This is a genomic window from Paraburkholderia sp. BL6665CI2N2 (assembly GCF_004366535.1).
Classification (GTDB): domain Bacteria; phylum Pseudomonadota; class Gammaproteobacteria; order Burkholderiales; family Burkholderiaceae; genus Paraburkholderia.
In genome coordinates this window covers 4,512,005-4,525,714 of the sequence record NZ_SORC01000001.1, presented here as the reverse complement: position 1 = coordinate 4,525,714, position 13,710 = coordinate 4,512,005, and the positions used below count along the sequence as shown (strand labels likewise).

12 protein-coding genes, 3 tRNA genes and 1 pseudogene are annotated in these 13,710 nt (G+C 62.7%); 12 read left to right on the top strand and 4 right to left on the bottom strand.

Annotated elements, in window-relative coordinates; all coding sequences use genetic code 11:
* Positions 1-91 precede the first annotated feature (91 nt).
* The 8 genes and pseudogenes from pgsA (at position 92) to B0G81_RS20080 (ending at position 4,052) form a co-directional block, all read left to right on the top strand.
* Positions 92-682, top strand: coding sequence for a CDP-diacylglycerol--glycerol-3-phosphate 3-phosphatidyltransferase (pgsA, locus tag B0G81_RS20115; protein ID WP_106283830.1), 591 nt, complete (start codon positions 92-94; stop codon positions 680-682).
* Positions 683-899: 217 nt separating this feature from the next.
* Positions 900-975: transfer RNA gene (locus tag B0G81_RS20110), tRNA-Gly, on the top strand.
* A gap of 62 nt (positions 976-1,037) precedes the next feature.
* Positions 1,038-1,113: transfer RNA gene (locus B0G81_RS20105), tRNA-Gly, on the top strand.
* Positions 1,114-1,218: 105 nt separating this feature from the next.
* Positions 1,219-1,292, top strand: a tRNA-Cys gene (locus B0G81_RS20100).
* Between the two features lie 526 nt (positions 1,293-1,818).
* Positions 1,819-1,965 (top strand): hypothetical protein, encoded by a 147-nt coding sequence (locus tag B0G81_RS44750; RefSeq protein ID WP_243856556.1) that lies wholly within the window; start codon positions 1,819-1,821, stop codon positions 1,963-1,965.
* A gap of 287 nt (positions 1,966-2,252) precedes the next feature.
* Entirely contained in the window at positions 2,253-3,011 is a 759-nt protein-coding gene (locus B0G81_RS20090) for a TraB/GumN family protein (RefSeq protein WP_134138114.1), read from the top strand.
* A 182-nt stretch (positions 3,012-3,193) separates the two neighbouring features.
* A pseudogene (locus tag B0G81_RS20085) lies at positions 3,194-3,483 on the top strand (GGDEF domain-containing protein); the annotation flags it as partial.
* A gap of 74 nt (positions 3,484-3,557) precedes the next feature.
* Positions 3,558-4,052, top strand: coding sequence for a GNAT family N-acetyltransferase (locus tag B0G81_RS20080; RefSeq protein WP_134138113.1), 495 nt, complete (start codon positions 3,558-3,560; stop codon positions 4,050-4,052).
* A gap of 51 nt (positions 4,053-4,103) precedes the next feature.
* Here B0G81_RS20080 and B0G81_RS20075 read toward each other — a convergent pair whose 3' ends face one another.
* The 3 genes from B0G81_RS20075 to B0G81_RS20065 are packed head-to-tail and all read right to left on the bottom strand — an operon-like array spanning position 4,104 to position 6,094.
* Positions 4,104-4,982: a cytochrome c oxidase assembly protein gene (locus B0G81_RS20075; protein ID WP_134138112.1), complete on the bottom strand. Its 879-nt coding sequence runs from the start codon at positions 4,980-4,982 to the stop codon at positions 4,104-4,106.
* 17 nt (positions 4,983-4,999) lie between these two features.
* Positions 5,000-5,461 (bottom strand): copper chaperone PCu(A)C, encoded by a 462-nt coding sequence (locus tag B0G81_RS20070; RefSeq protein ID WP_134138111.1) that lies wholly within the window; start codon positions 5,459-5,461, stop codon positions 5,000-5,002.
* 18 nt (positions 5,462-5,479) lie between these two features.
* Positions 5,480-6,094, bottom strand: coding sequence for an SCO family protein (locus B0G81_RS20065; protein WP_134138110.1), 615 nt, complete (start codon positions 6,092-6,094; stop codon positions 5,480-5,482).
* 406 nt (positions 6,095-6,500) lie between these two features.
* Between B0G81_RS20065 and otsB the strand changes: the two genes are divergently transcribed.
* Both otsB and otsA read left to right on the top strand, forming a co-directional pair.
* The gene (gene otsB / locus B0G81_RS20060) at positions 6,501-7,250 is read left to right on the top strand and encodes a trehalose-phosphatase (RefSeq protein ID WP_134138109.1); all 750 of its coding nucleotides are present in this window, start codon (positions 6,501-6,503) and stop codon (positions 7,248-7,250) included.
* 55 nt (positions 7,251-7,305) lie between these two features.
* Positions 7,306-8,766, top strand: a complete 1,461-nt coding sequence (gene otsA, locus B0G81_RS20055) for an alpha,alpha-trehalose-phosphate synthase (UDP-forming) (protein ID WP_134138108.1) — start codon at positions 7,306-7,308, stop codon at positions 8,764-8,766.
* Between the two features lie 116 nt (positions 8,767-8,882).
* Here the strand turns inward: otsA and B0G81_RS20050 are convergent, their stop codons facing one another.
* Positions 8,883-10,718: an ABC transporter ATP-binding protein gene (locus B0G81_RS20050; RefSeq protein ID WP_106283741.1), complete on the bottom strand. Its 1,836-nt coding sequence runs from the start codon at positions 10,716-10,718 to the stop codon at positions 8,883-8,885.
* A gap of 690 nt (positions 10,719-11,408) precedes the next feature.
* On the opposite strand from B0G81_RS20050, the gene B0G81_RS20040 reads away from it, so the two are divergent.
* Together B0G81_RS20040 and B0G81_RS20035 are read left to right on the top strand one after the other, a co-directional pair.
* A complete protein-coding gene (locus B0G81_RS20040; RefSeq protein WP_134138106.1) occupies positions 11,409-12,473 on the top strand; it encodes a glycosyltransferase family 4 protein in 1,065 nt (354 codons plus the stop codon).
* Between the two features lie 235 nt (positions 12,474-12,708).
* Complete coding sequence (locus tag B0G81_RS20035; protein ID WP_134138105.1) at positions 12,709-13,569, top strand: hypothetical protein; 861 nt, start codon at positions 12,709-12,711, stop codon at positions 13,567-13,569.
* The last annotated feature ends 141 nt before the right edge of the window (positions 13,570-13,710 follow it).

Sequence of the window (13,710 nt, the reverse complement as noted above, 5' to 3'; positions counted from 1 at the left end):
CATCTGCGCGCTGCTTTGCCGCCGCTTTGCTTGTGGCAGGCCTTATGACACGGCACAATTGCATCTCCCTTGCCAGACGCTGCGCCTGCCCATGCCGTTTAATTTCCCGATTTTCCTGACCTGGCTGCGGATCGTCCTGATCCCGCTCGTCGTCGGTGTGTTCTATTTGCCCAACATGATGATGAGCCCCGCGCACCGCAATCTGGCGGCCGCGACCATCTTCATTCTGGCGGCGCTGACCGACTGGTTCGACGGCTATCTGGCGCGCAAGTGGAATCAGACCTCGGCATTTGGCGCGTTCCTCGATCCGGTCGCCGACAAGCTGATGGTGACCGCCGCGTTGCTGGTGCTCGTGCAACTCACGCGTATCGATTCTGCGATTGCGCTCGTGATCGTCGGGCGCGAAATCGCGATCTCGGCGTTGCGCGAATGGATGGCGCAGATCGGCGCGTCGAAGAGCGTCGCGGTGAATTCGCTCGGCAAGCTCAAGACCGTTTGCCAGATGGTGGCGATTCCCATGCTGCTGTTCTACGGCCCGCTGTCATTCGGCGGCGTGGTGATCGACACGCGCGTGTGGGGCCTGTGGCTCATCTATCTGGCCGCGTTCCTGACGATCTGGTCGATGCTCTACTACATGAAGCTCGCGTGGCCGCAGATCCGCGAACGGGGCGGCGTGGCCTGAGTTTTCGTCGTAGTGGAGCGCGTGCGGTGTATGTCCGAACTTCGCTGCCGCATGAGTGAAATTTGTTCGGTAAAAGAGATTCGCAAAAGGGGTTGACACGTTTCAGTCGTTTCTCCATAATCTCGTTTCTCCGATGCACGCAGTTCGAAACATCGGCGGCAGTAAGCGAGCATTTGCAGTAACAAGGCAGCAGATAGCACGGCAAAAGCAGCACAATGCGGGAGTAGCTCAGTTGGTAGAGCGCAACCTTGCCAAGGTTGAGGTCGCGAGTTCGAGCCTCGTCTCCCGCTCCAGATTTTTAAAGCAGCGCATTGTTTGGCAAGTGGAAGTGCAGCGCGTTGTGAAGCAGTTCAATGCGGGAGTAGCTCAGTTGGTAGAGCGCAACCTTGCCAAGGTTGAGGTCGCGAGTTCGAGCCTCGTCTCCCGCTCCATACATAAGGGGAAGCAACGCTTCCCTTTTTGTTTGGTGGCCCGGTTCTTCCGGTTGCCCGCCAGACAAAATCTGCGAATCTGTTGCTAGGTTCCAGTCCGCTTGCGGCGCGATAGCAAAGCGGTTATGCAGCGGCCTGCAAAGCCGTTTAGGCCGGTTCGACTCCGGCTCGCGCCTCCAGTAGTTGATGTGCCGAAAAGCCCCGCCAGTCGGGGCTTTTCTTTTTTCGGCGTCGGTTTCGCTGGCGAAGCGGCTGCGGGCGCTCGCGCGGTTGCAGGTTTCGATGCAAGGCCACAGAGTAGCGAGAGCACGTTGCCCACTTGCGATCATCAGCGCTTCGAGTGGGGGCGAACGATCGGTGCTGCGCGGCAGGTTCGACCACCGGCATCAAATGCTTATTTACCATTTGCCTTGCCCGCACTTTCACCTTCGTTTCATAGTCTCTCAAACCTGTTTGGCCCATCGTTGAATACACAGAACGATGCATTGAGCGCATTCGGCAATTACCATTAATGTAGCGTGTGCAATAGCATTCTCGCGTTCATAAGCATTGCTTGTCATCGATTCTTGATGGCAATCCTTTGTATAGCGAAAGCACGCGGCCGGGCACACTCGCGACAACTGCTGGAACATCGACTACACCGAATGGCATCCGAACAAGATGCATGCTTCGGAAAAGTGGAGCAGGCACTATCGGATGATGGATATGGAAACCGTCGAAGTGCCGGCGGGCAAGTTCCACGCGATCAAGGTCGAAGCGGAAGGCGACCGGGTCGCGCAACTCGAACCGGCGCAGACGGTCATGCAGGCCGTGCGGGTCCAGCAAGGCGATACGGCCATGGCCAATGGGTAAAGTCGGTAGATGAGTATTACGCCAGCAATGGCGTACGAAATGAGCGTTATACGAATGAGCTGGAGTCGTTTAAAAAAAGCGCTGAATAGCCGCCTCCCATGCAAATAAGCATCGGCAGATTTTTTCGTCCAGTAGAGCCCGCATTGCTTGCGGCTTTGTTTTTATACGGGCTGATTCTATGCGTTGCCGTTATCGTGGCGGATGCGGCGCACAATTCGTCCTGCACGTAATCGATCGGCCGGCGCGTTTTCGACTCCCGCGTCATTGCCTGTCCACACCGAGGCTGCATGTACCTACAACTCACCGGCACTCAAGTTCGCCTGCTCGGCTCGATGCATCTGTTTCCGGCGACAAGCCGCAGAACGCCGCCGTGGATCGCCGAGGCCTATGACTGGGCCGAGGCGCTCGTCTTCGAGTCCGATCCGCCGACGATCCTGCCGTTTCTAAAGGCCGACGGGCAGGGCAGCGCGGAGCAACTGCAGCCCTTGCTATCCGCCGACGCATGGCGGCAACTTCACGCGGCATGGCCCGCCGAAGGACCACTGGCGCCGCTCGCGGATCTGCGTCCGTGGGCTGCGCTGATCGTCGCGCCGACGCTGTTCCAGCAGGTCGTCGAAGGTGTCGAGCCGCGCATGCTGCGTTCGGCGATCACGCAGGCCAAACCTTATCGGTATCTCGAGACCGCGGAGGAGGTTGCGGCGGCGCTCGAATCGATTCCGCTCGATGCCGTCGGCGCGGCGCTCGGCCTGCTCATGGCCGATCTCGCCGAACCACAGCGCACGCTCGAGCGCATGCACGCGGCCTGGCTGAATGGCGACCTGCTCGCTGTGCATCGGATCGCTATCGAGTCGCCGATGTTCAATCTGCCGGGCATCCGGCATGCGATTCTCGACGCGCGCAATCGCGCATGGGCAGCTCGCCTGACCGGGTTGCTCACGCGACCGGAGCGCACGCTGGTGGTGGTCGGCGCGCTGCATCTGTGCGGTCCCGGCAATCTGATCGACTGTCTCGCGCAGCCTGTCGAACCGGTCTTCGCCAGCCCGTAACAGAGCCATAGCCGCACGAGCGTGTCAGGGCGATGCAACCAGCATCGGCGCGAACGGGGATCCGGCGCGCACACGAAATCGGCGGGAACTCTCGCGCCCCGGTTTTGCCCCGGCGTAAAGAACGTCGCTATACACTGCTTGCCAGCCACTTCAGCCACGCCGGCCGACCCAGGGAATACAACATGCATGTCCCACCGACGCCCAGTAACGAAAGCGCCCGTCTCGACACCCTGCGTGCGCTGCATATTCTCGATACGTCGCCGGAAGAGCGCTTTGATCGTCTGACCCGGCTCGCCAGGCGGCTCTTCAGTGTGCCCATCGCGCTCGTGAGTCTGGTCGACGCGGAACGTCAATGGTTCAAGTCATGCGTCGGCCTGAAGGCGAGCGAGACCTCGCGCGACGTATCGTTCTGCGCGCACGCGATTCTGGGCGACGAATCCTAATGGTGCCCGACACGCTCGCGGACGAGCGGCGAAACCGCCACGCGCGGCATAATCACGCATCGCCGCTTCAAGTGCGGTGCGACTCTTCTCTTAGAACGTTGTCATGACTGAACCGCAGCAAACCGCCGCCATGCGGCTCGCGCTCCTCGATTGGCGCTGGAAATTCTTCGATGAACTCTCGGGCGTCGAGGTCTATACGATGCTGGGCGCACGCGCCGCGGTGTTCGTCGTCGAACAGAATTGCCTGTACGGCGATATCGATGGGCTCGACATGGATGCGTGGCACCTGTTGGTCTACGGCTCCGATAAAGAACGGCCGGCGCTCGCGGGTTACCTGCGCGTGCTGCTGCCCGATGCGGACGACAGCGATATCCGCATCGGCCGCGTGCTCACGACCGCCGGATTCCGCGGCATCGGTCTGGGCAATGCGATGCTCGAGCGGTCGCTGACGCATATTCGCGCGCAGTGGCCTGGCACGCCGACTCGATTGCATGCGCAGGCGCATCTGCAAGGTTTCTATGGTGCGTTTGGCTTCACGCCGGTTTCGGAGATTCACGAGGAAGACGGCATCCCGCATGTGTGGATGCGGTCGGCCTGAAGCGGTTAAATCGAGCTGCGCGCGGCGCATGGCGACTTGCCGCGACGTGACTCAGCGTTGACCGCGCGCCGGCGCTGAAGCGGTAGGCGCCTGCTTCGCCTTCGCGCGCCGTTCGCCACGCAAACGTCCGCGCGCCGACAGCCGCATCCAGTGACGCAACGCGAGCAGCGCGCCGATCACGCTCATCATCGAACCCGGAATCCACAGCAACAGCCCGCCGATCTGCTGATCGCGCATCGGGCTCAACCACGTGAATGCGCGGCCGCAGATCGAGTAGATCGGATACAGCTCATGCGGCGTGAAGAAGATGAACGCGCCGAGAATGATCTGCGGCGGAATCGCGGCGATTACCACCAGCACGCGCTTGCCCGGCGACAGTCGCGCGGGCGGCGCGGGACGCGGATCGAGCACCAGCCACCAGAACAGCAGGCCGTCGATCACCATGCTCCAGTTCATCACGCGATAAAGCCGCCAGTCGAGCATTGCCACGAAATGAATCGGTGACATCAGCCAGAAGTAGATCAGCCCGACGAACAGCGTCACCGCGACCACGGGATGCATCACCACGTCGAGGAACTTGCGGACCACCGGAGTTTCGAGCGCGGGCCGCACGAAGCGTTGCCGCCAGCTGAATGGAATACCCGCACGTAACGCGGTGCCCGGATACGAGAGCGCGATGAAAAACGGCCCGAGGTGATGCAGCACCAAGTGCTGCGCGCGATGCATGAAGAACTCATGCTCGAAGAAATAATCGAGCCGCGTATGCAACGCGACATACAAGGCTACCAGTCCGAACCAGAAGGAGATACGCCGCGCGACCGACACCTTCGCTTTACGCGCGCCACGCACGAACAGGATCGCGGGCACCAGCAGCGCGATCACGACGGTCGGCGAAAACTCCCAGGGATCGAGCCAGTAGAGCAGATTCATCGCGGCACGTTACCTGGTTACTTGGTTTGCGCCGGCGACTTGACGGCGAACGGCGTATCGAGCGTTTCGCCGTCGGAGAATTTGAGCTTGAGATGCACGGTGTCGCCCGGCGCGACCTTGTGCTTCGCGTCTTCGAGCATCACGTGATAGCCGCCGGGCGCGATCGAGACCTGGCCGTGCGCGGGTACAGTCAGCTTGTCGACCATCACCATCTTCTGCGACGAACCGTTCGACACGGTCTGATGCAGCATCGCGCCGCCGTAGTCGTTGCTGGAGATATCGACGAGGTCGACCGGTTTGTCGCTCGCGTTGACGAGCGTCGCATAGCCGGCGGCGGGCAGGTTGTTGGGCAGCCAGCGAACCCACGCGTCCTTGACGCTGACCGCATTGGCGCCCGCGGCTTGCGCGGTCGATGCGACACCAAACGAAAGGGCGAGGGCGCAACTCAGTGCAGCGAACGTTTTGATCTTGATCGACATGGTTGAACTCGGGAAAGGTCAGGAACGGTCATCGATGATGCGGCGCAGGTCTTGCGCGATTGCATCGGGCGTGTCGTGGTCGGTGGCCAGCAGGCGCGCGTGGCCCTGGCTGTCGAACACATAGACGGCGGAACTATGGGTGACTTCATAGTTGCCGGAAGGGTCGCGCTTTTCCATCTGATAAGCGACGCGGTAACGCTTGGCGAGCGACTCGATCTGCCAGTCGGTGCCGGTCAGCCCTTCGGCGTGTTGTGCGTCGAAGGCGCCGACATAATCGTGCAAGGCCTGCGCCGTGTCGCGCGCGGGATCGACGGTGATGAACAGGATGCGCACCTTCTGCGCGTCGGGGCCGAGCTTGCCGAGCACCTGCATCAACCGGCCCATCGTTTCAGGGCAGACGTCCGGGCAATGCGTGTAGCCGAAATAGACGAGCGAGGTGCGGCCCTTGAACGAATCGCCGGTGACGGGGCGGCCGTCGTCGCCGGTCAGCGTAAAGTCGAGATCCGGCAGATGGCCGGTCACATTGGTCAACTGCCAGGTTTCCGTGCGATGCGTGCAGCCGGCGAGCGCGGTCAGCGCGCCCAGCGTCAGCGTCAGCGCGGGCAGGCGCGCGGACCACAGCCTGCGTGACATTGCGAAGAGCGGTTGCGAGTGCCGGGATGAGAAGATCGGGAACAAAGCAGGGTTTAGTTACTCGATTGAATTGCGGCGCCGCTCGATGCGCGTGCCGCGCTTGCGCGGTCATAGTGTGCAAATATGGTCGTAACCGCAATGTTTCGCGTGGCTGCGACTTTAGCGCAATTTTCCCGATGACGTCGCGCAGCGCCCACGGGCGCACGGTTTGCGAGGCAATTTGACGCAGGCGGCTGAAAGCCGGGTGAAGCCTGATTGTTCCCATTTTGAACGCAATCGCCGTCGGCCGTGGCTGCGACCCCCCGCTGGGCTGGTGTCCAGCCTTACTTTCTCGAAAAATTGATGGATGCGCGGTAAGATGCGCACACTTTTCCGGCCGCAGAAGGCTGAAAGGCAAAACTAACCGATGCAAGCACTTCCGGCTGTTCTGTCTCCGAGTGAGACAGCATTTTTCTTCGATTTCGACGGCACGCTCGTCGAACTCGCTCCCACGCCGGACGGCGTGCTGGTGCAGCCTCGCGTGATCGATTTGCTAACCGAACTGCGCAGCTTGACGAACGGCGCGGTCGCGGTTGTATCGGGCCGCGGGATTGAGAGCATCGACAGTTTCCTCCACATGCCCGATTTGCCGATCGCCGGCCTGCACGGCGCCGAGCGGCGCGACGCGAACGGCGACACGCAGCGCATTGGCTTCAATGACGAGCGGCTGCTGCGCATGGAGCAGGTGCTCGCGCAGGTGGTCAACGAGAACGCCGGCATGCTCCTCGAAATCAAGGGTGCGGCCGTGGCGCTGCATTACCGCAATGCGCCGGATCGCGAGCCGGTGGCGCGGGAGGCGACCGAGCGGCTGGTGGCCGATTACGCCGGCTCCTACGTGCTGCAGCCCGGCAAGATGGTCTACGAAATCAAACCTAAAGATGTCGACAAGGGCCGCGCATTGCGTGCCTTCCTCGACGAGCCGCCATTCGTCGGCCGCAAGCCGGTCTTTGCCGGCGACGATCTGACCGACGAGAAAGGCTTCGCGGTCGTCAACGAACGCGGCGGCGTGTCGATCAAGGTCGGTCCGGGCGAGACGCTGGCGCATACGCGTATCGACTCGGTGTCGCATCTGCTCGACTGGCTGGCATCGATCGTCGCGGCGGCGCGCACCGCATGATGGCCGCGTCGCATCGCCCCAGGCAAACCAGGCAGTGCATCGGGAATCGCGCTTCATGAGCCGACTGATCATCGTATCGAACCGGGTTGCGCCGATCTCGGAGGGCGGCCCGGCGGCGGGCGGTCTGGCGGTCGGCGTGTACGACGCGCTGAAGGAAACCGGCGGCATGTGGTTCGGCTGGAGCGGCGACGTGCTCAGCTCGGGCCAGCCGCAGATCAAGGTCGAGGAGCGCGGCCCGGTGACTTTCGCGACCATCGCGCTGATGCGCCGCGACTACGATCAGTACTATCGCGGCTTCTCGAACGCTACGCTGTGGCCCGCGTTCCACTATCGCGCCGATCTGCTGCAATACGACCGGCACGATTTCGAGGGCTACTGCCGCGTCAATGCGTGGCTGGCGCAACAACTCGTGCCGCTGCTGCGCGACGACGACGTGATCTGGGTCCACGACTACCATCTGATTCCGTTCGCGCAGGCGCTGCGCGCCGCGGGCGTGAAGAATCGCATCGGCTTTTTCCTGCATATTCCTTTTCCGGCTTCGCAGGTGCTGCTGGCAGTGCCGCCGCATCGCGAACTGGTGGAAGCGCTATGTTCATTCGATCTGCTCGGCTTTCAGACAGCGCCGGATCTGCGCGCGTTTTGCGACTACATCATCAATGAGGCGAACGGCTCGGTCGACGCATCGGCGAAAGGCCCGCTGACGATCGACGCGTTCGGCCGCACGCTGCGCGCTGCGGCGTATCCGATCGGCGTCTATCCGGACGAGATCGCCGAACTTGCGAAAGCGGGCGAGCGCGGCAAACCGGTGCGCACCATGAAGGCGACGCTGCATTCGCGCAAGCTGATCATGAGTGTGGACCGGCTCGATTATTCGAAGGGACTGGTCGAGCGGTTTCGTGCGTTTGAGCGTCTGCTCGAACACGCCACCGCGCAACGCAACAAGGTGTCGTTCCTGCAGATCGCGCCGCCGACGCGCGCCGACATGCACGCCTATCAGGACATCCGCTTGCAGCTGGAAGGGGAGTCGGGGCGGATCAACGGGCGTTTCGCCGAACTGGACTGGACGCCGATTCTCTACATCCACAAGCAGTACGAGCGCTCGGTGCTGGCCGCGCTGTTCCGCACCGCGCACGTCGGTTATGTGACGCCATTGCGCGACGGCATGAACCTCGTCGCCAAGGAGTATGTGTCGGCGCAGGATCCGGAAAATCCCGGCGTGCTCGTGCTGTCGCGCTTTGCCGGCGCCGCGCAGGAACTGGACGGCGCGCTGATCGTCAATCCGGTCGATATCGACGGCATGGCCGAGGCGCTCGCACGGGCGCTCGACATGCCGCTCGCGGAGCGTCAGGCGCGTCATCGCGACATGATGGTGCAGTTGCGCGAGAACAATGTGTCGGTGTGGCGCGATAACTTCATGCGCGATTTGCAGGGCGTCGCTGGTGCAAAGAGCACCCAAAACGGGAGGGCGCGCGCGGTGTCGGGGAAAAAGGCGACGCGGGAGACGCAGGCTGGGTAGGCTGTGGTCGGAACTGCCGTTGTGGCAATGTGCGTAAAAGAAAAGCCGCTATCGAGCGGCTTTTCTTATGGATGGCGACGACGGCGCGCGGCTCGAAGCATGCCGCGCTCGCAGGCTTACACCACGTGCTGTTCGTCGACCTTCTTGCCGCCGATGTGCAGCGTGTGGCCCTTGCCATACTGCTTGGTCAGCAGATCGCGATACAGGCCGGGACGCTGGCGCAGTTCTTCCGGACTGCCGTCGTCGATGACCTTGCCGGCGCTCATCACGATGATCCGGTCGAAGTTGTTCAGCGTCGACAGCCGGTGTGCGATCGCGACCACGGTGCGGCCGACCATCAGCCGGTCGAGCGCCTTCTGGATCGCTTCCTCCGACGCGCTGTCGAGCGCCGAGGTGGCTTCGTCGAGGAGCAGAATCGGCGCGTTCTTCAGGATCGCGCGTGCAATGGCGATCCGCTGACGCTGGCCGCCCGACAGCTTCACACCGCGGTCGCCGACGATCGTGTCGTAACCTTCCGGCATCGCCTCGATGAAATCGGCGCAACGCGCCTCGCGCGCGGCTGCGAGCACTTCTTCGCGGCTCGCCTCCGGACGTCCGTAAGCGATGTTCTCGTACACCGTGCGGTGGAACAGCGAGATATCCTGGGGCACCAGCGCGATCGCATGGCGCAAGCTGTCCTGCGTGATGGTGGCGATGTCCTGGCCGTCGATCTTGATCGCGCCGCCTTGCGTCTCGTAGAAACGCTGCAGCAGCGCCAGCACGGTGGATTTGCCCGCGCCCGACTTGCCGATCAGGCCGACGCGCTGGCCGGGTTCGATATGCAGATCGAAGTGATCGAGAATCGGGCGGCGGCGCGGATAGGCGAACGTCACGCTTTCGAAATCGATGCGCCCGCCTTGCGGCACGAGTTCGGTTGCACCGTCGCGGTCCGGCATGCCGTGCGGTTCGAGCAGCGTGCGTACGGCTTCCGCCAGACGCGCCACGTGCTGCGTAACGTCGACGAGCGCCACGGCGAGGTCGCGCGTGCCGTGCAGGATCGTAAAGCCGAGCGAGCTGACAAGCACGATGTCGCCCGAGGTCGCTTTGCCTTGATCCCATAGCCACAGCGCCCAGCCCAGCAAGCCCGCCGACAGCAGCGCGGTGATCACCGCATGCAGCAGGCGCAGCTTTTCCAGATACAGCAGGCTCTGCTGGCGCGCGTCCATCTCGGCCTTGACCGTTGCGCCGAAGCGCTGCTGCTCGCGAAACGTCATGCCGAAAGCACGCACGAGGCCCATGTTGCTGATCACGTCGACCAATTCGCCGTCCACCGACGCCGCCTTGGTCGCGAAATGGTGATGGCGCGCGGAACCGCGCCCGGCGAGCTTGTACAGCACCACCGACAGAATGGCCGAACACAGCATCAGGCCGCAGGCCATCAGCGGATTCACCGCGATGATCATGACGATCGCGCCCAGCACCGCGATACACGGCGGCAGCACGTTCCACGCGGTGGTGTTCTCGGCCGTGTAGACCGCGTTCGAGGTCGCCGTGATCCGGCTTGCGAGCATGCCCGGCTGCTTCTCGGAGTAGTAGGTGGGCGAGTGTCCGCTCAGATACTGGAACAGGTCGCGCCGCAGGTCGCCGGTCACGGCGACGAACGTATGCGCGGCGACCCAGCCGCCGACCCGCCACAGCAGGTTGTCGGCGGCGATCAGGCCGACCAGGATGGCAAACGCGCCCCACAGCGGGCCCGGATGGTGCCGGCCCTCGCCCAGCACGTCGATCAGATGTTTGATCGCGTACTGCGAAGCGAGCGCGCAGCCCACGGCCGCAAACACGCTGCACAGGACGATCGCATGCGCGAGCGGATGGCGACGGATGAAGCGGAAAAGGAACGCGAGCGGCCGGTGCGCATAGCTCGCGAGCTTTGCGTTCTCGGCATTACGCTGGGCGATGGTTAAATGTTCCAATTGAGCGTGAGGTTCGTATGTTTCGGGTTGTGCATGCAAAGCGTGGGCCACATGGAAAGGTTCGCCGCGAAGCCGATGCTTCGCATTGTAAACATGCAAAAGCGATTGCGCCCTGTGTATCCGGGCCGTGGCGCGATTGATTTCGCGATAGACGTCCGCCACCTGCGGCTGTTCGACCCGCCTGAAAGGCCGGGGGCCGCGCGGGTTGCGGAAAATTTCGGGATATAATTACAAATTGCATTCAACCGCAGTGCGGCATTTCTTCAACGCTTGCCGGCAAAGTTGACGCAGGCGCTTGCCGGACCCCTTCGGCGGTCCCGTGCCGCAAGCCAGTTGCCACTGTAGAACTGTCTTAGAAAACAAGGGTTTGCAAAGTGTTTCGCGTTTGTAACAACGTAAAGACTTTGAAATGTTGTGGTGCAGCGTGAACCCCGGCATCGATAATGCGTGCTCTGTAGGCCCACCGAATTTTCTGACAGTTTGTCAACGTAGGTGTCATGTGTGCGTTTACCGGCACATGCGCAGACATTGATCACGGGTCTGGGCTCACTACCCAAGCGATCCATCGCAGGATTTCTCGAAAGAATCAGGCCCGCGCCGGCAAGTCCGGCCAGACTGCCCTGGCGAGCAAGCGAGTCGCTTTTATCAAACGCAGCACCTTTGCCTGATTTTTTACGAGGAGTTTTTCATATGCGAATCGCTCAAATCGCTCCGTTGCACGAGGCGGTTCCTCCCAAGCTGTATGGCGGTACGGAACGCGTGGTGTCTTATCTGACTGAAGCTTTGGTCGAGCAGGGCCACGACGTCACGCTCTTTGCGAGCGGCGATTCGGTAACCTCGGCGAAACTCGAAGCTTTCTGGCCGCAGGCGCTGCGCCTCGACCCGACCATCCGCGACGTCATGGCGCCGCACATGCTTCTGCTCGAAGAAGTGCGCCGCCGCGCGGACGAATTCGACGTGCTGCATTTCCACATCGACTACTACCCGTTCTCGCTGTTCGCCCGTCAGCCGGTGCCGTTCCTGACCACGCTGCACGGCCGTCTCGATCTGCCGGAACTGCAACCCATTTTCAATACGTTCAACGACGTGCCGGTGGTGTCGATTTCGGACAACCAGCGCATTCCGCTGCAACAGGCAAACTGGCTGCAAACCGTCTATCACGGTCTGCCGGAAAATGTGCTCACGCCGATCCCCGACGTCGAGCCGGGCTACCTCGCTTTCCTCGGCCGCGTCTCGCCGGAGAAGGGCCTTGACCGCGCGATCCGCATCGCCGGCCAGGCAGGCATGAAGCTCAAGGTCGCCGCCAAGATCGATAAGGCCGACCGCGCCTATTACGAAGAAGTGATCAAGCCGCTGATGGCGCTCCCGCACGTCGAGTACATCGGCGAAATCGGCGAAGCCGAAAAGCGTGAGTTCCTCGGCAACGCGCATGCACTGGTGTTCCCGATCGACTGGCCGGAGCCCTTCGGTCTGGTCATGATCGAGGCGATGGCGTGCGGTACGCCGGCGATCGCGTTCAACCGCGGTTCGGTGCCGGAAGTGATCGAAAACGGCGTGTCGGGCTTCGTCGTGGAAGACGAAATCAGCGCGGTCGCCGCAGTCAAGCGTCTGCACACGCTGTCGCGCGCCGGTGTGCGCAAGGCGTTCGAGTCGCGCTTCTCGTCGAAGGTCATGGCGAAGAACTACGTCGCGACTTACGAAGAACTGCTGCGTCAGAAGCACCGCACGGTGCTGCGCGAAGTCAACGCCAGCTAATGCGCGTCAGGTAAAGTCGTCTCGGTTCGAGAAGCGCCCACGCGTTTCGATGACCGCCAGCAACGCCCCGTGCGCCATCCGCTCACGGGGCGTTGTTGCAAGCGCGCCGCGTTTTTTTCTTTCAACCGACGAAAGTGCGGGTTTCGGCCCGTAAGAATGAGCCGCTGTCCGTAATATCCCTATAATGGCCCTGCCGCAAATTTGGCTGCGGTGCCGCCGACGACAGGAGGATGCCTTGGCGAGAACGAAAGAGACGCGTGCGAACGCGGCGCCCGGCGCCGGAACGATTTTCGCGCTGCGCGCCATCGGTCTCGTGATCCTCGCTCGCTGGCTATTTTCCATGGCGGATCTGGATGCGGGCGCGTCGCTGCTGGCCATGCTGTCCTCGCCGTGGGCGTGCATCAACCTTGTCTTCCTGTTTCTGCTGATCTTCCTGCCGGGCGCGCGCGCCGTGGCCGAGCGCCCGTTTCATCCGCTGCCGCAATGGCTGCGGCAGGCGCTGCGTCTGTTTGCTTTCCTCGGGTTCCTGTTTGCGGTCTGGTCGGTCGGCGCGTTTGCCGCGAGCGCCGGCTGGCGGCGTGCCGCCAATGCGGTGGCGGCCTCCAACGGCTGGTTGCTGGCCGCGCCGGCGCTGTACGCGGCGGTGCTGTGGATCTGCCGGCCGCGCGCGCTGTGGCGCACCAATATCGCCGCGCGCCGTTTCGCGATCGGCCGCTATGCGGTCGCGCTCGATCCGGCCACGCGGACGGTGATCGTCTGGGCGGAGCGCCGCAAGGTGGGGCAATACGACGCTCGCGAATTGACCGTGCGCTGGGCAGCGGGGCACGACGCACGAGCCACGCCGACGCCAACGCCCACTCCCGCCGTGGCGTTCGGCGCCGTCGGCGAGTCGAATGGATCCGGCGCGTCGCTTGGTGCGGCGGCTGCGCCGTCGTTGACCCGCGGCGCCTTCGGCCGCCGTCCGAAGATCGAGTTACTGTGGGATTCGCCGGCCGCTGCGGGCCACAACCGTCAAACCGTGTTCCGCACCGCGCTGACGACCGAAGGCGATCGGGTCGCCGCCCGCGCGCTTGACACATCCTTGCAGCAGGTCTGAATCTGCCGATTTGTGCAGTCGGCCACACCCCGTGGCCGAAGCAGGCGTTGTAGATTGAGCCGTAGTCGATAATGAAGTCATGGCGCCCGGCGCTTCAGCGCGGGCGAGTGAGACATACAACGATCGTGTCGCGTCCTTTGC

Excerpts from the sequence above, each read along its gene's own strand:
- B0G81_RS20090 (WP_134138114.1), top strand. The coding sequence starts at position 2,253 with ATGTACCTACAACTCACCGGCACTCAAGTTCGCCTGCTCGGCTCGATG.
- otsA (WP_134138108.1), top strand. The coding sequence starts at position 7,306 with ATGAGCCGACTGATCATCGTATCGAACCGGGTTGCGCCGATCTCGGAG.
- pgsA (WP_106283830.1), top strand. The coding sequence starts at position 92 with ATGCCGTTTAATTTCCCGATTTTCCTGACCTGGCTGCGGATCGTCCTG.
- B0G81_RS20080 (WP_134138113.1), top strand. The coding sequence starts at position 3,558 with ATGACTGAACCGCAGCAAACCGCCGCCATGCGGCTCGCGCTCCTCGAT.
- B0G81_RS20040 (WP_134138106.1), top strand. The coding sequence starts at position 11,409 with ATGCGAATCGCTCAAATCGCTCCGTTGCACGAGGCGGTTCCTCCCAAG.
- otsB (WP_134138109.1), top strand. The coding sequence starts at position 6,501 with ATGCAAGCACTTCCGGCTGTTCTGTCTCCGAGTGAGACAGCATTTTTC.
- B0G81_RS44750 (WP_243856556.1), top strand. The coding sequence starts at position 1,819 with ATGGAAACCGTCGAAGTGCCGGCGGGCAAGTTCCACGCGATCAAGGTC.
- B0G81_RS20065 (WP_134138110.1), bottom strand. The coding sequence starts at position 6,094 with ATGTCACGCAGGCTGTGGTCCGCGCGCCTGCCCGCGCTGACGCTGACG.
- B0G81_RS20075 (WP_134138112.1), bottom strand. The coding sequence starts at position 4,982 with ATGAATCTGCTCTACTGGCTCGATCCCTGGGAGTTTTCGCCGACCGTC.
- B0G81_RS20070 (WP_134138111.1), bottom strand. The coding sequence starts at position 5,461 with ATGTCGATCAAGATCAAAACGTTCGCTGCACTGAGTTGCGCCCTCGCC.